The organism is Thioalkalivibrio sp. ALE12, assembly GCF_000381105.1.
Lineage (GTDB): Bacteria > Pseudomonadota > Gammaproteobacteria > Ectothiorhodospirales > Ectothiorhodospiraceae > Thioalkalivibrio.
In genome coordinates this window covers 410493-428520 of sequence record NZ_KB905906.1, presented here as the reverse complement: position 1 = coordinate 428520, position 18028 = coordinate 410493, and the positions used below count along the sequence as shown (strand labels likewise).

Below are 18028 nucleotides of genomic sequence, written 5' to 3'. Positions count from 1 at the left end.
ATTCAGGCCTTGGCCAGCTCGTCGCGCATCTGCTGGATGATGCTGTCGTAGCGGTTCGGATCGGAGTCGCTGCCGGCTCCGAAGATCGCGGACCCGGCGACGAAGGTGTCGGCCCCGGCGGCCTTGATCTCGCGGATGTTGTCGGCCTTCACGCCGCCGTCGATCTCGAGGCGGATGTCACGCCCGGAGTCGTCGATCATCTTGCGCGCGGCGCGCAGCTTGTCGAGGGTGTTCGGGATGAACTTCTGGCCACCAAAGCCCGGGTTCACCGACATCAGCAGGATCATGTCGACCTTGTCCATCACGTATTCGAGATAGGACAGCGGCGTGGCCGGGTTGAACACCAGTCCGGCCTTGCAGCCCTCGGAGTGGATCAGCTGCAGGGTGCGGTCGATGTGGTCGGACGCCTCCGGGTGGAAGGTGATGTAGCTGGCACCGGCCTGGGCGAAGTCCGGGATGATGCGATCCACCGGCTTGACCATCAGGTGCACGTCAATCGGCGCGGTCACGCCGTGCTTGCGCAGGGCATCGCAGACCAGCGGGCCAATGGTCAGGTTCGGCACGTAGTGGTTGTCCATCACGTCGAAGTGGACGGTATCGGCACCGGCGGCCAGGACGTTGTCGACTTCCTCGCCCAGACGGGCGAAATCGGCGGACAGGATGGACGGGGCGATGAAATCGGGTTGTGCCATGGAAAGCCTCGCAGGGATCTCTGGGATAGCGGGGCCGACCATCGGCCACGCTCTCGGAACCGCGAAACTTTACCGGATGCCGCCATGCCAGGCAAAAGGCGACGCATGTGACGCGCCCTCCAACGCAAACGGGCCGGGGGAAACCCCCCGGCCCGTCGCGGTCTCGCCTGCCAGCGGCAGTGCGCCCGGATCAGTTGAACTCGGCCGCCATGTAGCTGGACAGATTGGCGATGTCGTCATCGCTCAACCCCTGGGCCTGAGGACGCATCAGGGCCGTGTGGTCACCCACCTCCTCGCCGGCGCGATAGCGCTCCAGCTTGTCGGTCAGGTAGTCGGCGTCCTTGCCGGCCAGCGCCGGGAAGATCGCCTGGCCCTGACCCTGCGCGCCGTGGCAGCTGGCGCAGGTGTTCTGGTACTTGGACTGACCGGCCTGGATGTCGGCGGCCTGCGCCATGGTGGACAGCATCAGGACACTGCCGGCGATACCGGCCAGCACGAACAGCTTGGTTTTCATTGTTGTGGTCTCCTCGTTCACGATCCTGGACAGGGTCATCGCCCTGTCTTGAAGCGAACGGTAGCAGGGTGTTCCTGAATGCTGCATTAACACAGAATCAAACAGGGGCATCCCTGCAGCGCGGCACCAGGCCATTCTCGGCCTCAGCGGCCGTGGATGTAGCGCTCGTCCGACCAGGTCGCCAGCCACTCGGGGCGCACCATCACCAGCCCGGTAATCACGATCCCGTTGACCACCGCCTCGGGCAGCACCAGCAATGCCAGGTAGCGAAGGTAGTCGCGATAGATGTCGACCCAGGCCAGCTCGGTGAACAGGCCGTAGATCGCCGCCGAGGCCAGCACGGTCGCTACCACCGAAAGCGCGCCGCCGAGGAAGCCCACCGCATAGAGATAGATGAACATGTGCGCGGGCAGGTAGTTCTGGGACAGCCGCAGCAACCCCCAGGTGACCGCGACCGGCAGGATGCCGGCCAGCAGGACCGTCAGCGGGAAGGCCGCCAGCGGCAGGGCGCCGAACAGGCCCAGGGTCGCCACCACCAGAAACACCATCAGGATCGCCAGCTGCCAGCCGAACATCAGGGTCACGGTGGTCATGCCAAGGAAGTGCAGGGCGAGGCCATCGAGCGTCTGCGCCCGCAGGCTCCAGATCAGCAGCAGGCACAGCGTGGCGATCACGAACAGCTGCGCGCGACCGGGCACGAAGAAGGCCTCCCAGGGCATGCGCCGGAGCATCACCAGCATGCCGAGGCCCAGCAGCACGGCGGACAGCACGCGGAGCGCGACCGGGAGTTCGCCCGCCCCCTCGACCATGGTCAGTCGGGCTCGCGCACGGCGGCCGCGACAGTGTACTCGCGGCCCTGCTTGACCTTGTCGTAGTTGCCGAACACGTCCTTGAACCCCTTCTCGATGAACCGCCGCAGTCCGGTAATGGTTACGACATAGATGCGTCCGCCGGGGTTCATCTGCTCGTGGGCGTCCAGCAGATAGGTCTGCAGCATCTCGCGCCCGACCTTGGCCGGCAGATTGGAGGTCACCAGATCGAACCGCCGATCGCGGATGCGCGAGAAGCCGTTGCTGGTCAGACACTCCACATTGGCGATGCCGTTGAGCTCGGCGTTGCGCTGGCTGTACTCCACCGCCAGATAGTTGGTATCGACCAGGGTCGTCAGCCCCTGCGGGGCCTTGCGCGCGAGCGTCAGGCCGATCGGGCCGTAGCCGCAGCCGAGGTCCAGGCAGGCGTCCGCCGGATGCACCTCGATGCGCTCCAGCAGCATGCGGGTGCCGTCGTCGATTCGCCGCGGGGAGAACAGCCCCCAGGTGGTGCGAAACCGCAGATGCTCGCCCGCAAGGGTGTCCTCGAACTCAAGGTCGCGCTTGAGCTCCGTCTGTCGGGCGCGCCGCGCCTGGGTGTTGGGGAATGCCGCGGTCATGCCTCGCCCTCCCCGCCGGCACTGGCCAGGCCCTGCCACAGGGTCTCGGCGGTGGAGGCCACGGCGGTGGCATCATCCTCGCCGGGCAGGCCGAGTACGTTCACATGCCCCATCTTGCGCCCCGGACGCGCTTCGGCCTTGCCGTACAGGTGCAGTCGCGCCCGGCCGGCCGCCAGCACGCCCCGCCAGTCGGGCGAGCCGCCCGCGGGCCACAGGTCGCCCAGCAGATTCACCATCGCCACCGGCGCGGTCAGCAGGGCCGGCGCCAGCCCCAGGGCGCAGACCGCGCGCACCTGCTGCTCGAACTGGCTGACAGTGCAGGCATCCAGGCTGTAATGCCCGGAATTGTGGGGACGCGGCGCGATCTCGTTGACCAGCAGTTCGCCGTCCGCCGTGAGGAAGAACTCGACCGCCAGCACCCCCTGATAGTCGAGCCGCTCGGCGACGTGCCGGGCGATGGCCGTGGCGCGCTCGCGCACCTCGTCCCCGGCCCGTGCCGGGACGCGCGTCAGGTGCAGGATGCCGTCGCGATGGGTGTTCTCCGCGACCGGAAAGGCCTCGGTGGCGCCATCGGCGGTACGCGCAACCAGCACCGACAGCTCGCGCTCCAGCTCCACCCGGGACTCCAGCACGCAGTCCACCTGGCCCAGCTCAGCATGCGCTGCCGGCAGTTCGCCGGCCGCGGCCAGCCGCACCTGCCCCTTGCCGTCATAACCCAGGCGCGCGGTCTTCAGGATCGCCGGGAAATCCGGGGTTCCGGCATCGGTTTGCACCTCGGGCGTCAGGCCCGCCGGCACCGCCTGCCACGGGGCCACCGCCACGCCGATCTCGCCGAGAAAGGCCTTCTCCTCGAGGCGGTCCTGGGCAACCGTCAGGGCGCGTGGCCCGGGGCGCAGACAGGCGTGGGCATCCAGCCACTCCACCGCGGCGCGCGGGATGTTCTCGAACTCGGTGGTAATCACCTCGCAGGCCCCGGCCAGCGCCTGCAAGGCATCGGGGTCGTCAAAGGCCTGGCACACATGGCGCGCCGCCACCCGCCCGGCCGGGCTGGCCGGGTCCGGGTCGAGCACCCAGACGGCATAACCCATGCCCTGCGCGGCCTCCACGAAATAGCGGCCGAGCTGCCCGCCACCGAGCAGCCCGAGAGTCGCGGGAGGCTGGATCATGACGGGTCCGGCGGCAGGGTCTGCCCGAGCACGGCCTGGCTCTGGGACTGGCGGAAGTCATCCAGACGCTCGCGCAGTTCGGGATCGGAATTGGCCAGCATCGCGGCGGCAAAGAGCGCCGCGTTGGCGGCCCCCGCCTCGCCGATCGCGAAGGTCGCCACCGGGATCCCGCGCGGCATCTGGACGATGGAGAGCAGCGAGTCCTGGCCCTTCAGGTGACGCGAGGCCACCGGTACGCCCAGCACCGGTACCGGGGTCTTGGAGGCGAGCATCCCCGGCAGGTGCGCGGCCCCGCCCGCCCCGGCGATGATCGCCTGCAGCCCGCGCCCGCGCGCCTGTTCGGCGTACTCGAACAGCAGATCCGGCGTGCGATGGGCGGAGACCACCCGGGCCTCGAACGGAATGCCGAGTTCATCCAGCACATCCACCGCCCGCTCCATCGTGGCCCAGTCGGAGGTGCTCCCCATTACCACGCCCACGCGCGGCGCCCTATTGCCAGCCGTCTCAGTCATGGCCCGAACGATAGCGACCCCGGCCCCACCCGACAAGCCACACCCCCTCCGAAGCCCCGACTCACGTTCGAAAAGCATTCAACAGGAAGATGGGAAGACTGGAAGAAATGATGGGTCGAGGACGCTACTTCGAACCCTGTTTTCGATCCGAAATAAAACCTTCCGTTCTTCCAGTCTTCCTGTCGATCGCCCTTGACCGGGCTCTTCCCGGCGCCGTGGTGTACAGGGGCCGCGCCCGGTAGAATCGCCGCATGACCGATACCCTGCTCGAAAGCCATATCCCCGACCTGGAACTCGTCCATCGCGGCAAGGTGCGCGACCTTTACGCGGTGGATGCCGACCACTGGCTGATGGTCACCACGGATCGCCTGTCCGCGTTCGACGTGATCCTGCCGACCGGCGTGCCCGGCAAGGGCCGGGTGCTGACCGAGATCACCCGGTTCTGGATGGACAAGATCCAGCGCGAGCTGGGCATCCCCAACCAGCTGACCGATATCCCGCTGGAGCAGGTCATCCCGGACCCGGCGATTCGTGCCCCACTGGAAGGACGCAGCCTGGTGATCCGCCGGCTGGAGGCCCTGCCGGTGGAGGCCGTGGTGCGCGGGTACCTGATCGGCTCCGGCTGGAAGGACTACCAGGCGAGCGGCGCGGTCTGCGGCATTCCGCTGCCGGACGGGCTGGAACTCGCCTCGCAGCTCCCGGAGGCGATCTTCACGCCCAGCACCAAGGCGGACGTCGGTGACCACGACGCCAATATCGACTTCGATGCGGTGGTCGCCACCATCGGCGCGGAGCGGGCCCGCCAGGTCCGCGATGCGGCGCTGGCGATCTACGCGATGGCACGCGACTACGCGGCCGGGCGCGGGATCATCATCGCCGACACCAAGTTCGAGTTCGGCGTCGACGCCAACGGCACGCTGCACCTGATCGACGAAGTGCTGACCCCGGACTCCTCGCGCTTCTGGCCGGCCGACCAGTACGCGCCGGGGCGCAGCCCCGAGTCCTTCGACAAGCAGTACGTGCGCGACTACCTCGAGACCCTGGACTGGGACAAGCAGCCGCCGGGCCCCGAACTGCCCGCGGCGGTGGTGGAACAGACCGCCGCGCGCTACCGCGAGGCCCTGGAGCGCCTGACCCGCGCCGCATGAGCGAGACCCTGCAGGGCCTGTTCGTCACCGGCACCGATACCGGCGTCGGCAAGACCTTCGTCGGCTGCGCGCTGCTGGAGTGCTGGCGGCAGCAGGGCCTGGCGCCGCAACCGCGCAAACCGGTGGAGTCGGGCTGCCCGCCGGGCCCCGACGGCCTGCTGCCCGAGGACGGGCTGAACCTGACCCGCGCGGCCGGCCTGCCGGACACCGCGATCGCACAGGTCACCCCCTGGCGCTTCCCCGATGCCATCGCCCCCGACCAGGCCGCCGCGAACCAGGGCGTGCACCTGACGCTCGCGGAACTGGCGGCGGCCTGCGCCGGCGAAGGCACGGGGCCACGGCTGGTGGAGGGCGCGGGGGGCTTCTACTCGCCGCTTTGTGCCGACGGCCTGAACGCGGACCTCGCCGAGCACCTCGGGTTGCCGGTGCTGCTGGTCGCGGAGGACCGGCTGGGCACGCTGAATACCTGCCTGCTGACCCTGGAGGCGCTCGAACGGCGCGGCCTGAGTCTGGCCGGGATTGTGCTCAACCGCCGCCGAGCGGACTGCGACCCGCGGCTCGACAACGCCACGGCCCTGCGCGCCCGGACCCGCGCCCCGGTCATCACGTCACCGGAAGGCATCACCCGCGCGGCGCTGGTTCAGAAGCTCTCGACCTCGAAGTTGTCCGGGCGCACCCCGCCGGAGGACTCGCGCTCCTGACCACGGGCTTCGGAGTCGGCCGGGGCCGGCTCCTCGTCGGCGGCATCGGCACGGAAACCGGCCAGCGTCTCGCGCAGGGCGCGGGTCCCTTCGCGGTCGACCCGGCGGGTCTCGATGATATGCACCGGGCGCTGCGATTCGCCGTAGTAGGCCTCGTTGAAGTCGTCACGCACGGTCATACGCGAACCGGAGAGACTCATCCCCAGGTAGGCGCCGCGTGCGCGGGAATAGGAAAGGAAGTCGGCCGTGGGGGTGGCGCTGCGGCCGGCCCCTACCGGGCCCGCGGCGACCGACGCATCGGCCCCGAGCCGGATCGCGGAGCCGAACATGGAGTCGACCGCATCCTGGGTGCGCGCGACCATCACCACCTCGGCGGCATCGCCGCCGAACTGCATGCCGAAGCTGACCGAGCCGAGCGAGTAGAAGGCCACCGGGGAATAGTCGCCGCGCTCGTCGTCCCACGCGAGGAACACCCCGATTCCGCCAGACCCCCCGATCAGGAAGGCACCGCGTGCCACGCGCGGGAAAATAACCACGCCGCGCGCGTCGCGCAGGTCCTCCTTCAGGGACTCGTACTCGGGATGGGTGGCCATGTTCTCCACCGTCGCCTGGGCGCGGTCGATGATGTCCTGCGGATCGATCTCGCGGCTGAACGGGTTGGCCTGAGCCGCTCCGGCGAACGCCACGAACAGCAGAAGAGCAAGAATCTGGGGCATCCTTCGGTGCATCGAGGAATCCTCCATAACGGTGTTCCGATGGCGGCATCATGGCACAAAAAAAGGGGGCCGAAGCCCCCTTTTTCGTGCTGCAATCCGCAGGATCAGTTGACCTTGGGATCCAGCTCGCCGGACAGGTAGCGCTTGACCATGTCGTCCAGGGAGATCGGCTTGATCTTGGACGCCATGCCGGCGCAACCGAAGGCCTCGTAACGGGCCTGGCAGATGTCCTTCATGGCCGCGGTGGAGGCCTTCAGGAATTTGCGCGGGTCGAATTCCTTCGGATTCTCGGCCAGGAACTTGCGCACCGCACCGGTGGAGGCCATACGCAGGTCGGTGTCGATGTTGACCTTGCGCACGCCGTGCTTGATGCCTTCCTGGATCTCTTCAACCGGCACGCCATAGGTCTCGCCCATGTCGCCGCCGTACTTGTTGATGATGTCCAGCCACTCCTGCGGAACGGAGGAGGACCCGTGCATGACCAGATGGGTATCCGGGATGCGCTTGTGGATCTCCTTGATGCGCTCGATGGCGAGGATGTCACCGGTCGGCGGACGGGTGAACTTGTAGGCGCCATGGGAGGTACCGATGGCGATCGCCAGGGCGTCGCACTTGGTGTTCTTCACGAAGTCGGCCGCCTCGTCCGGGTCGGTCAGCAGCTGGTCGTGGGACAGGGTGCCCTCGGCCCCGGAGCCGTCTTCCTCGCCGGCCTGGCCGGTTTCCAGAGAGCCCAGGCAACCCAGCTCGCCTTCCACGGAGACACCGCAGGAGTGCGCCATCTCGGAGACCTTGGCGGTTACGTCACGGTTGTACTCGTAGGTGGCCGGGGTCTTCATGTCGGGCATCAGGGAGCCGTCCATCATCACCGAGCTGAAACCGGACTGGATGGAACGCAGGCAGACCGCCGGCTCGGAGCCGTGGTCCTGGTGCAGCACGACCGGGATGTCCGGGTACTGCTCGATCGCGGCGATGATGTTGTGACGCAGGAAGGGCTCGCCGGCGTACTTGCGGGCTCCGGCGGAGGCCTGAATGATCACCGGGGAGTCGACCGCAGCGGCCGCTTCCATGATCGAGTGGACCTGTTCCATGTTGTTGGCGTTATACGCCGGCATGCCATAGCCATGCTCGGCGGCATGGTCCAGAAGCTGGCGAAGTGAGATCAGTGCCATGGATTCCTCCTTACGGGATTCGGACTGAGGTAGTAGATAAACCGATTCTTGACTGCTCGACCACGGGCGGTGCGCGGGTCAGGCCAGTTCGCCGACGCGCACGATCTTCATGGCGTTGGTACCGCCATGCTCGCCCTGCAGGTCGCCCTTCGTAATGATAACCAGCCCGCCATCCTGCACGACGCCCTCGGCCTTGAGCAAGTTCACCGCTTCACGGTTCACACTTTCGTGGCTCTCGGGGATCGGGTTCAGGGTCACCGGGTAGACGCCGCGATATAGCGTCATGCGGCGGCTGGTGGACTCGTGCTGGGTGAGCGCGTAGATCGGGATGCCCGAACTGATGCGCGACATCCACAGTGCGGTGGAGCCGGACTCGGTCAGCGCGGCGATCGCGGCGACATCCAGATGGTTCGCCGTGTACATGGTGGCCATCGCGATGGCCTCGTCGACCCGGCCGAAGGTCGAATCCATGCGATGGTCGGACTGACGCGCGGCGCGCTGACGCTCCGCGGCCTCGCAGATCCGGTCCATGCTGGTGACCACGCGCGCCGGGTAGCGCCCGGTGGCGGTCTCGCCGGAGAGCATCACCGCGTCGGTGCCGTCGAGCACCGCATTCGCCACGTCGAACACCTCGGCGCGGGTCGGGATCGGGTTCTGGATCATGGTCTCCATCATCTGGGTCGCGGTGATGACCAGACGATTGAGGGTCCGTGCCCGGGTGATCAGGGTCTTCTGCACGCCCGGCAGCTCGGCGTCACCAATCTCCACACCCAGATCGCCGCGCGCGATCATGATCACCTCGGAGGCGGCGATGATCTCGTCGATCACCTCCAGGGCCTCGGAGCGCTCGATCTTGGCGCAGATCCCGGCCTCCCAGCCGGCATCCTTCAGCAGGCTGCGCGCCAGGTGCAGGTCCTGCGCGGAACGCGGGAAGGACACGGCGAGGTAGTCCACCTGCAGCTCGGCAGCCAGGCGGATGTCCTCGCGGTCCTTGTCCGTGATCGCCGGAGCGGAGAGTCCGCCGCCCTGGCGATTGATACCCTTGTTGTTGGACAGCTCCCCGCCGACCTGCACCGTGGTCTCGATCCGGCTGCCCTTCACTGCCTTGACCTTCAGCACGATGCGGCCGTCGTCCAGCAGCAGGATATCCTCCGGCACCACATCGGCCGGCAGGTCCTTGTAGGTCAGCCCCACCTGGGTGGCATCCCCGGCATCCCGATGCAGCTCGGCATCCAGCGCGAAGGGCGCGCCCTCTTCCAGATGCACCTTGCCCTGCTGGAACCGGTCGATCCGGATCTTCGGCCCCTGCAGGTCACCGAGGACCCCGACACAGCGTCCGGCGCGCTCGGAGGCCGCGCGCAACCGAGCCAGGCGCTGACGATGGTCGTCCGGGTCGCCATGCGAAAAGTTCAGCCGGACCACATCCACACCCGCCCGGATGATGGCCTCCATGGCATCGTCGCTGTCCGTGGCCGGCCCGAGGGTGGCCACGATCTTGGTACGTCTCATCCGCGTCGATCTCCGTCAGCGGTGGACGCGCCCGGGCGTCAGCCCTTGGCGCGTTCTTCCAGGATGGCGACGGCCGGCAGGGTCTTGCCTTCCAGGAACTCGAGGAAGGCGCCACCGCCAGTGGAGATATAGCTGATGCGATCGGCCAGGTTGTACTTGTCGATCGCGGCCAGGGTGTCGCCCCCACCGGCGATGGAGAACGCGTTGCTCTCGGCGATGGCCTCGCCCAGGGCCTTGGTGCCACCGGCGAACTGGTCGAACTCGAACACACCCACCGGGCCGTTCCAGACGATGGTGCCGGCGTTGCGCAGGGCCTCGGCGTAGGTCGCCGCGGTCTCGGGGCCGACGTCGAAGATCATGTCGTCATCGGCCACCGCGTCGACCGACTTGGTCTCGGCCGGGGTCGATTCGGAGAATTCCTTGCCCACGGTCACGTCGGTGGGGACCGGGATCTCGCCACCCTTCGCCCGGGCCGCCTCCATCAGGCGCTTGGACTCGTCCACCAGGTCGGCTTCAAACAGCGACTTGCCCACGCTGTGGCCCTGGGCGGCGATGAAGGTGTTGGCGATCCCGCCGCCGACGATCAGCTGATCCACCACGTTGGACAGCGACTCCAGCACGGTCAGCTTGGTCGAGACCTTGGAGCCGCCGACGATGGCCACCAGCGGGCGCTTCGGGGTCTCCAGGGCATGGCCGAGGGCCTCCAGCTCCTTGGCCAGCAGCGGGCCGGCACAGGCCTGCGGGGCGAACTTCGCCACGCCGTGGGTCGAGGCCTGGGCGCGGTGGGCGGTGCCGAAGGCGTCCATCACGAACACGTCGCACAGGGCCGCGTACTTCTTCGCCAGGGCCTCGTCGTCCTTTTTCTCGCCGGCGTTGAAACGCACGTTCTCAAGCAGGATCACCTCGCCCGGCTGGGCGTCCACACCGTCGAGGTAATCGCGCACCAGACGCACCTCTCGGCCCAGCAGACCGGCCATGTGCTCGGCGACCGGGGCCAGGGAATCCTCCTCGGAGAACTCACCCTCGGTGGGGCGGCCCAGGTGCGACATCAGCATCACGGCGGCGCCGCCGTCCAGCGCCTTCTGCACGGTCTCGAGGCTCGCACGGATGCGGGCGTCGGAGGTGACCTTGCCGTCCTTCACCGGGACGTTCAGATCCTGACGCACCAGTACGCGGCGACCCTGCAGGTCGAGATCGGTCATCTTGATGACAGACATGGGAGTACCTCTCGAAATACGGTTGAAAAGAAAGAAAAGGAAAAAGGCTTCGGGCTAGTCCCCGAAGGGACTGGCCCCAGGCCTCTGGACCCGGGAAGAGAAACGGCCGGACCCCGGAGAGGGCCCGGCCATCCGCCATTACTTGGCGACGTGCTCCACCATGCGCAGCATGTTGCAGGTGTAGCCGTACTCGTTGTCGTACCAGGCGACGACCTTCACGAAGGTCGGGTCCAGCTGGATGCCGGCGCCGGCATCGAATACGGACGGGGCGGTGTAGCCACGGAAGTCCGTGGAGACCACCAGCTCGTCGGTGTATCCCAGCACGCCCTTCAGCTCGCCTTCGGCCGCCTTCTTCATGGCCGCGCAGACGTCGTCGTACTTGGCGTCGCCGTTCAGTTCCACGGTCAGGTCGACCACGGAGACGTCGGAGGTCGGCACACGGAAGGCCATGCCGGTCAGCTTGCCGTTCAGTTCCGGCAGCACCTTGCCCACAGCCTTGGCCGCACCGGTGGAGGACGGAATGATGTTCTCCAGGATGCCGCGGCCGCCGCGCCAGTCCTTCATGGACGGGCCGTCGACGGTCTTCTGGGTCGCGGTGGCGGCGTGCACGGTGGTCATCAGGCCACGCTTGATGCCCCAGGTGTCGTTCAGCACCTTGGCCACCGGGGCCAGGGCGTTGGTGGTGCAGGAGGCGGCAGAGACCATGTTCTGGCCCGCGTAGTCACCGTGGTTCACGCCGTAGACGAACATCGGAGTGTCGTCCTTGGACGGCGCGGACATCACCACCTTCTTGGCGCCGGCGTCCAGGTGCTTCTGGGCGGTCTCGGCGGTCAGGAACAGGCCGGTGGACTCGATCACGATGTCGGCGTTGATGTCGCCCCACTTCAGCGCGGCCGGATCCTTCTCGGCGGTCAGGCGAATGCGGTTGCCGTTCACCACCAGGTGGTCGCCGTCGACGCTGATGTCGCCGTCGAAGCGGCCGTGCACGGAGTCGTAGCGCAGCATGTAGGCCAGGTATTCCGGGTCCAGCAGGTCGTTGATGCCGACCACCTGCAGGTTCGGGAAGTCCTTGGCGATGGCGCGGAAGGCCATGCGACCGATACGACCGAAGCCGTTGATACCAACCTTGATAGACATGGGAGTCTCCTCTCTATTGCTTATGCGAAATCGTTGCGGACTCAGCCGTTCAGCACGTCACGCGCGACCTGGGCGACGTTCGCCGGCTTGAAGCCGAAGTAGTCGAACAGGGCGCCCCCCGGAGCGGACTCGCCGAAGCGGTCCAGCCCGAACACCGCGCCGTCGAGGCCGGTGAACTTGTACCAGGTGGTCGTTGCGCCGGCCTCGATGGCGACCCGCGCGCGCACCGCGTTCGGCAGCACGGCCTCGCGGTAGGCCGGGTCCTGCTGTTCGAACAACTCGACGCAGGGCATGGAGACCACGCGCACCTTCTTGCCCTCGCCGGCCAGTTCGTCGGCGGCCTGGACGGCCAGCTCGACCTCGGAACCGGTGGCGATGAAGATCAGGTCGGGGGTGCCGTCGCAGTCCTTCAGCACGTAGCCGCCGCGGGCGATGTTGGCGAGCTGCTCGCCATCACGTTCCATGTGCGGCAGGCCCTGACGCGACAGGATGAACGCGGACGGGCCATCGGTGCGCTCGATCCCGGCCTTCCAGGCCACCGCGGTCTCGACCGCGTCGCAGGGACGCCACACATTGAGGTTCGGGATCAGGCGCAGGCTCGGGGTCTGCTCGACCGGCTGGTGGGTCGGGCCGTCTTCGCCGAGACCGATGGAGTCATGGGTCAGCACGTACATCACGCGCTGCTTCATCAGCGCGGACATGCGGATGCCGTTGCGGGCGTAGTCGGAGAAGATCAGGAAGGTGCCGCCGTACGGGATGAAGCCGCCGTGCAGGGCGATGCCGTTCATGATCGCGGCCATGCCGAACTCGCGCACGCCGTAGAACACGTAGTTGCCGGCGGCGTCGTCCTTGCTGACGCCCTTGGAACCGCTGTACATGGTCAGGTTGGACCCGGCCAGGTCGGCGGAGCCGCCCAGCAGTTCCGGCAGCGCCGGGGCGTAACCGCCGATGGTGTTCTGCGAGGCCTTGCGCGAGGCAACCTTCTCGGCCTTCTCGACGGTCTCCTTGATGAAGGCACTGGCCTTCTCGCTCCAGTCGGCGGGCAGATCACCGGCGATGCGGCGTTCGAACTCGGCGGCCAGTTCCGGGTGCGCCTGCTTGTACGCGGCAAAGCGCTCCTTCCACTCGGACTCGGCCTTGGCACCCTTGTCCTTCGCGCTCCAGCCGGCGTAGATATCGTCCGGAATCTCGAACGGGCCGTGGTTCCAGCCCAGCTCCTTGCGGGTCAGGGCCACTTCGTCGTCGCCGAGGGCGGCGCCGTGGCACTCTTCCTTGCCGGACTTGTTCGGCGAACCGAAGCCGATCACGGTGCGGCAGCAGATCAGGCTCGGCTTGTCGCTGTGCTTGCGGGCCTCTTCGATCGCGGCCTTGACCGCATCGGCGTCGTGGCCGTCCACGCCGCGCACCACGTGCCAGCCGTAGGCCTCGAAGCGGCCCGGGGTGTCGTCGGTGAACCAGCCCTCGACTTCGCCGTCGATGGAGATGCCGTTGTCATCCCAGAAGGCGATCAGCTTGCCCAGGCCCAGGGTGCCGGCCAGCGCGCAGGTCTCGTGGGAGATCCCTTCCATCATGCAGCCGTCGCCGAGGAAGGCGTAGGTGTTGTGGTCGACGATGTTGTGCCCGGGCTGGTTAAAGTGGGCGGCCATCATCTTCTCGGCCAGCGCCATGCCCACCGCGTTGGAGATCCCCTGGCCCAGCGGCCCGGTGGTGGTCTCGACGCCGGCGGTGTAGCCGTATTCGGGGTGACCCGGGGTCTTGGAGTGCAGCTGACGGAACTGCTTGATCTCGTCCATCGGCAGGTCGTAGCCGGTCAGGTGCAGCAGGGAGTAGACCAGCATGGAGCCGTGGCCGTTGGACATCACGAAGCGGTCGCGATCCGGCCAGCTCGGGTTCGCCGGGTTATGCTGCATGTAATCGTTCCACAGCACCTCGGCGATGTCTGCCATCCCCATCGGCGCACCCGGGTGACCGGAATTGGCCTTCTGAACCGCGTCCATCGACAGGGCGCGGATGGCGTTGGCAAGCTCTCTACGGGTCGGCATGCTGATCTCCTGCTCTAAAGTAGTGTTGGGTTTGGCTGATGGCGGGCGGCGGCGCGAGGCGACAGCGGCGACCGACCCGGACGAGTCGGCCGAACGAGGGGCTCACGGTTATCGGCCGGCGCTCCGGCGCGCGGCGGCCCGAGCAGCCTGCGGGAGCAGGTACCACCCGACGGCGCAGCCAGCGCGGCGGGCAGCTCTCCCCATCAAACGCGGTGCATTTTGGCCACTTTCGCGCACCGGGGCAAGTCGCCCCCAGGGCGCGCCACGCTGCGCCCTCGCCACCGACCAGGGGGGCACATGCCCCTACCCTCGCCGGGGAGGGGCTTAGAAAAATCCCGCGAGTCGCGTTACACTAGCGGTCGTTTTGCGCAAAACTAAATGGAAACGACCATAAAGGAACGCCTAATGTCCAACGATTACATCTTCACTTCCGAGTCGGTCTCTGCGGGTCACCCCGACAAGATGGCCGACCTGGTCTCCGACACCATCGTCGACGCCATCATCGAGCAGGATCCGCACGCCCGTATCGCCTGCGAAACCGCCACCAAGACCGGCATGGTCATGCTGCTGGGCGAGATCACCACCGGTGCCCAGATCGACTACGAGAAGCTGGTGCGCGAAACGGTCTGCGAGATCGGCTACGACGACTCCGACAAGGGCTTCGACGGCAAGACCTGCGCCGTGCTGAACGTGCTGGGCGAACAGTCCCAGGACATCGCCATGGGTGTGGACCGCGACGTCTCCGACCGCGCCACCCAGGGCGCCGGCGACCAGGGCCTGATGTTCGGCTACGCTGCGCGCGAAACCGACACCCTGATGCCCGCCCCGATCTTCTACGCCCACAAGATGGTGCGCATCCAGTCCGAACTGATGAAGAGCGGCAAGCTGCCGTGGCTGCGTCCGGACGCCAAGAGCCAGGTCTCCCTGCGCTATGAAGACGGCAAGCCGGCCGGCCTGGACGCGGTGGTCCTGTCCACCCAGCACAGCCCGGACATCTCGCAGAAGGATCTGAAGGAAGCGGTCTACGAAGAGATCTTCAAGAAGGTCCTGCCGGCCGAGTGGCTGAGCCAGGTCTCCGACGACCAGATCCACATCAACCCGACCGGCAAGTTCGAGATCGGTGGTCCCGTGGGCGATGCCGGCCTGACCGGCCGCAAGATCATCGTCGACACCTACGGCGGCATGGCCCGTCACGGTGGTGGCGCGTTCTCCGGCAAGGACCCGTCCAAGGTGGACCGTTCCGCTGCCTACGCCGGCCGCTACGTGGCCAAGAACATCGTCGCCGCCGGCCTGGCCGACAAGTGCGAGATCCAGGTCTCCTACGCCATCGGCGTGGCCGAACCGACCTCGATCACCGTCGACACCTTCGGCACCGGCAAGCTGGATGACCGCAAGATCGAAGGCTTCGTCCGCGAAGCGTTTGACCTGCGTCCGTGGGGCCTGGTCCAGATGATGGATCTGCTGCGCCCGATCTACAAGCCGACTGCCGCCTACGGTCACTTCGGCCGCGAAGACGTCGACCTCCCCTGGGAGCGCACCGACAAGGCCGAGGAACTTAAGAAGATGGCGGGCCTCTAAGAGCACCCGACATTTTGTAAGCGAAATACCCATCCGGCTGAGGAGCGCTGCAGCGGTTTAACCGTCAGGCTCAGCCGGATGCTCCCCTGAAACGTGAACACGGCGCTCATCCAGATAGACGGAGAAGTTAATCCATGAATGCTGTGATGAACGACAAGAAAACGACCGATTACGTCGTCAAGGACATCAACCTTGCCGAATTCGGCCGCAAGGAAATCGCGATCGCCGAAACCGAGATGCCCGGTCTGATTCAGACGCGCGAAGAGTTCGCGGCCTCCAAGCCGCTGAAGGGCGCGAAGATCGCCGGCTCCCTGCACATGACCATCCAGACCGCGGTGCTGATCCAGACCCTGGAAGCCCTGGGTGCCGACGTGCGCTGGGCCTCCTGCAACATCTACTCCACCCAGGACCACGCCGCGGCCGCGATCGCCGACAACGGCACCCCGGTCTTCGCCGTGAAGGGCGAAACCCTGGAAGAGTACTGGGACTACTGCCACCGCATCTTCGAATTCGACGGCGGCGCCAACATGATCCTGGACGACGGTGGTGACGCCACGCTGCTGCTGCACCTGGGCGCCAAGGCCGAGAAGGACCAGTCGGTCATCGCCAAGCCGGAGAACGAGGAAGAAGAAGCCCTGTTCGCCAAGATCAAGGAACGCCTGGCCGAACAGCCGACCTGGTACTCCGACATGCTCGCCAAGATCCAGGGCGTGACCGAAGAGACCACCACCGGTGTCCATCGCCTGTACCAGATGGCGAAGGACGGCGAGCTGGCCTTCCCGGCGATCAACGTCAACGACTCGGTCACCAAGTCCAAGTTCGACAACCTCTACGGCTGCCGCGAGTCCACCGTGGACTCCATCAAGCGCGCCACCGACGTGATGATCGCGGGCAAGATCGCCGTGGTTGCCGGTTACGGTGACGTCGGCAAGGGTGCCGCCCAGTCGCTGGCCGGCCTCGGTGCCACCGTGTGGATCACCGAGATCGACCCGATCTGCGCCCTGCAGGCCTCGATGGAAGGCTTCCGCGTGGTCACGATGGAAGAAGCGGCCGACAAGGCCGAGATCTTCGTTACCGCCACCGGTAACAAGGACGTGATCACCGAAGATCACATGACCCGCATGAAGGATCAGGCCATCGTCTGCAACATCGGTCACTTCGACTCCGAGATCGCCGTGGCTGCGATGCGCAAGTACGAGTGGGAGAACATCAAGCCGCAGGTTGACCACATCATCCTGCCGAACGGCAACCGGATCATCATGCTGGCCGAAGGCCGCCTGGTGAACCTGGGCTGCGGCACCGGTCATCCGAGCTTCGTGATGTCCAACTCCTTCACCAACCAGACCCTGGCTCAGATCGAGCTGTGGACCAAGGGTGACCAGTACGACAAGAACGTCTACGTGCTGCCGAAGCACCTGGACGAGAAGGTCGCGCAGCTGCACCTGAAGAAGCTGGGTGCCAACCTGACCCGTCTGACCGACGAACAGGCCAAGTACCTGGGTCTGCCGGTGGATGGCCCGTTCAAGCCGGAACACTACCGCTACTGATCGGCCAGCCTCACATTTCAATTCGTTGTTAATGTGAACGCCGGGGCGGGCCGCATGTTCGTGCGGTCCGCCTTCTTTTTGTCTGGAGGACAAACATGTCTGCACAAGAACGCGTCTACAGCGTTGAGTTTTTTCCGCCCAAGGACGAGGCCGGAGCCGAGCGACTGGCCAAGGCCCGCAAGCGTCTGGGCGCCCTGAATCCCGAGTTCTATTCCGTCACCTTCGGCGCCGGGGGTTCCACCCGCGACCGCACCCTGGAGACGGTCAAGGACATCATCACCAACGACGGCATCCCCGCCGCCCCGCATGTCTCCTGTATCTCCTCGACCAGGGGCGAGCTGCACGAGCTGCTGTCGAGCTACCGCGACATCGGGGTGAACCGCATCGTCGCGCTGCGCGGCGACCTGCCGTCCGGCACCAAGAACTCCGGCGGCGACTTCCGCTATGCCTCCGAGCTGGTGGAGTTTGTGCGCTCCGAGTTCGATGACCAGTTCAAGATCGAGGTCGCGGCCTATCCGGAGTTCCATCCGCAGGCCCCGAACGCCGAGAAGGACCTGGAGAACTTCAAGACCAAGGTGGACGCCGGCGCGGACGCCGCGATCACCCAGTACTTCTACAACGTGGATGCCTACGAGGCCTTCATGGAACGGGTGGAGAAGATGGGCATCACCATCCCGATCATTGTCGGGATCATGCCGATCACCAACTACACCCAGATCGTGCGCTTCTCCGAGATGTGCGGTGCCGAGATCCCGCGCTACATCCGCAAGCGGATGGAGGCCTACGGCGACGACAAGGAGTCGATCCGCAAATTCGGTATCGAGGTCGCCACGCGCCTGACCGATGACGTACTGAACAAGGGTGCCCCCGGGATCCACTTCTATTCGATGAACCAGGCCGGGCCGACCGAACAGATCTGGAAGGCCCTGGACCTCGACAACCGGAAGTAGC

17 protein-coding genes and 1 riboswitch are annotated in these 18028 nt (G+C 66.5%); of the genes, 5 read left to right on the top strand and 12 right to left on the bottom strand.

The annotated features are described in order from the left end of the window. Window positions 1-2: 2 nt before the first annotated feature. The 6 genes from rpe to purE all read right to left on the bottom strand — a co-directional run bounded on the left by rpe (window position 3) and on the right by purE (window position 4313). On the bottom strand, window positions 3-692 hold the full coding sequence (rpe, locus tag F614_RS0105335; RefSeq protein WP_018865930.1) for a ribulose-phosphate 3-epimerase: 690 nt from the start codon (window positions 690-692) through the stop codon (window positions 3-5). 190 nt (window positions 693-882) lie between these two features. Beyond that, window positions 883-1206: a c-type cytochrome gene (locus F614_RS0105330; protein WP_026279172.1), complete on the bottom strand. Its 324-nt coding sequence runs from the start codon at window positions 1204-1206 to the stop codon at window positions 883-885. A 143-nt stretch (window positions 1207-1349) separates the two neighbouring features. After that, window positions 1350-2015, bottom strand: a complete 666-nt coding sequence (locus F614_RS0105325; protein ID WP_018875970.1) for an energy-coupling factor ABC transporter permease — start codon at window positions 2013-2015, stop codon at window positions 1350-1352. 2 nt (window positions 2016-2017) lie between these two features. Then, on the bottom strand, window positions 2018-2635 hold the full coding sequence (locus F614_RS0105320) for a class I SAM-dependent methyltransferase (protein WP_018881708.1): 618 nt from the start codon (window positions 2633-2635) through the stop codon (window positions 2018-2020). Beyond that, window positions 2632-3801 carry a 5-(carboxyamino)imidazole ribonucleotide synthase gene (locus tag F614_RS0105315; RefSeq protein ID WP_019558415.1) on the bottom strand — a complete coding sequence of 390 codons (1170 nt, stop codon included), beginning with the start codon at window positions 3799-3801 and terminating at the stop codon, window positions 2632-2634. The genes F614_RS0105320 and F614_RS0105315 overlap by 4 nt, the downstream gene beginning before the upstream one ends. Beyond that, window positions 3798-4313 (bottom strand): 5-(carboxyamino)imidazole ribonucleotide mutase, encoded by a 516-nt coding sequence (purE, locus tag F614_RS0105310; protein ID WP_026329809.1) that lies wholly within the window; start codon window positions 4311-4313, stop codon window positions 3798-3800. Before purE ends, F614_RS0105315 begins: the two co-directional genes overlap by 4 nt. 251 nt (window positions 4314-4564) lie before the next feature. On the opposite strand from purE, the gene F614_RS0105305 reads away from it, so the two are divergent. Together F614_RS0105305 and bioD are read left to right on the top strand one after the other, a co-directional pair. Further along, on the top strand, window positions 4565-5461 hold the full coding sequence (locus tag F614_RS0105305) for a phosphoribosylaminoimidazolesuccinocarboxamide synthase (protein WP_018877228.1): 897 nt from the start codon (window positions 4565-4567) through the stop codon (window positions 5459-5461). After that, on the top strand, window positions 5458-6162 hold the full coding sequence (gene bioD / locus F614_RS0105300; protein WP_018865937.1) for a dethiobiotin synthase: 705 nt from the start codon (window positions 5458-5460) through the stop codon (window positions 6160-6162). The genes F614_RS0105305 and bioD overlap by 4 nt, the downstream gene beginning before the upstream one ends. Here bioD and F614_RS0105295 read toward each other — a convergent pair. From F614_RS0105295 to tkt, 6 genes are all read right to left on the bottom strand, one after another. Next, window positions 6102-6878, bottom strand: coding sequence for a lipid-binding SYLF domain-containing protein (locus F614_RS0105295; protein WP_018865938.1), 777 nt, complete (start codon window positions 6876-6878; stop codon window positions 6102-6104). The genes bioD and F614_RS0105295 overlap by 61 nt on opposite strands. A 104-nt stretch (window positions 6879-6982) precedes the next feature. Next, window positions 6983-8047: a class II fructose-bisphosphate aldolase gene (gene fba / locus F614_RS0105290; protein ID WP_018865939.1), complete on the bottom strand. Its 1065-nt coding sequence runs from the start codon at window positions 8045-8047 to the stop codon at window positions 6983-6985. A gap of 78 nt (window positions 8048-8125) precedes the next feature. Next, window positions 8126-9556 carry a pyruvate kinase gene (pyk, locus tag F614_RS0105285; protein ID WP_018865940.1) on the bottom strand — a complete coding sequence of 477 codons (1431 nt, stop codon included), beginning with the start codon at window positions 9554-9556 and terminating at the stop codon, window positions 8126-8128. A gap of 38 nt (window positions 9557-9594) precedes the next feature. Further along, window positions 9595-10773 (bottom strand): phosphoglycerate kinase, encoded by a 1179-nt coding sequence (locus tag F614_RS0105280; protein WP_018865941.1) that lies wholly within the window; start codon window positions 10771-10773, stop codon window positions 9595-9597. 138 nt (window positions 10774-10911) lie between these two features. After that, window positions 10912-11910: a type I glyceraldehyde-3-phosphate dehydrogenase gene (gap, locus tag F614_RS0105275; RefSeq protein WP_018865942.1), complete on the bottom strand. Its 999-nt coding sequence runs from the start codon at window positions 11908-11910 to the stop codon at window positions 10912-10914. A 41-nt stretch (window positions 11911-11951) separates the two neighbouring features. Further along, window positions 11952-13952, bottom strand: coding sequence for a transketolase (tkt, locus tag F614_RS0105270; protein ID WP_018865943.1), 2001 nt, complete (start codon window positions 13950-13952; stop codon window positions 11952-11954). 405 nt (window positions 13953-14357) lie between these two features. Here tkt and metK point away from each other — a divergent pair, with 405 nt between their 5' ends. The 3 genes from metK to metF all read left to right on the top strand — a co-directional run bounded on the left by metK (window position 14358) and on the right by metF (window position 18027). Beyond that, the gene (gene metK / locus F614_RS0105265) at window positions 14358-15530 is read left to right on the top strand and encodes a methionine adenosyltransferase (RefSeq protein WP_018865944.1); all 1173 of its coding nucleotides are present in this window, start codon (window positions 14358-14360) and stop codon (window positions 15528-15530) included. Window positions 15531-15563: 33 nt separating this feature from the next. Next, window positions 15564-15645: riboswitch (S-adenosyl-L-homocysteine riboswitch) on the top strand. A gap of 19 nt (window positions 15646-15664) precedes the next feature. Continuing rightward, window positions 15665-17077 (top strand): adenosylhomocysteinase, encoded by a 1413-nt coding sequence (gene ahcY, locus F614_RS0105260; RefSeq protein WP_018875962.1) that lies wholly within the window; start codon window positions 15665-15667, stop codon window positions 17075-17077. A gap of 95 nt (window positions 17078-17172) precedes the next feature. Beyond that, entirely contained in the window at window positions 17173-18027 is an 855-nt protein-coding gene (gene metF, locus F614_RS0105255) for a methylenetetrahydrofolate reductase [NAD(P)H] (RefSeq protein ID WP_018865946.1), read from the top strand. The last annotated feature ends 1 nt before the right edge of the window (window position 18028 follow it).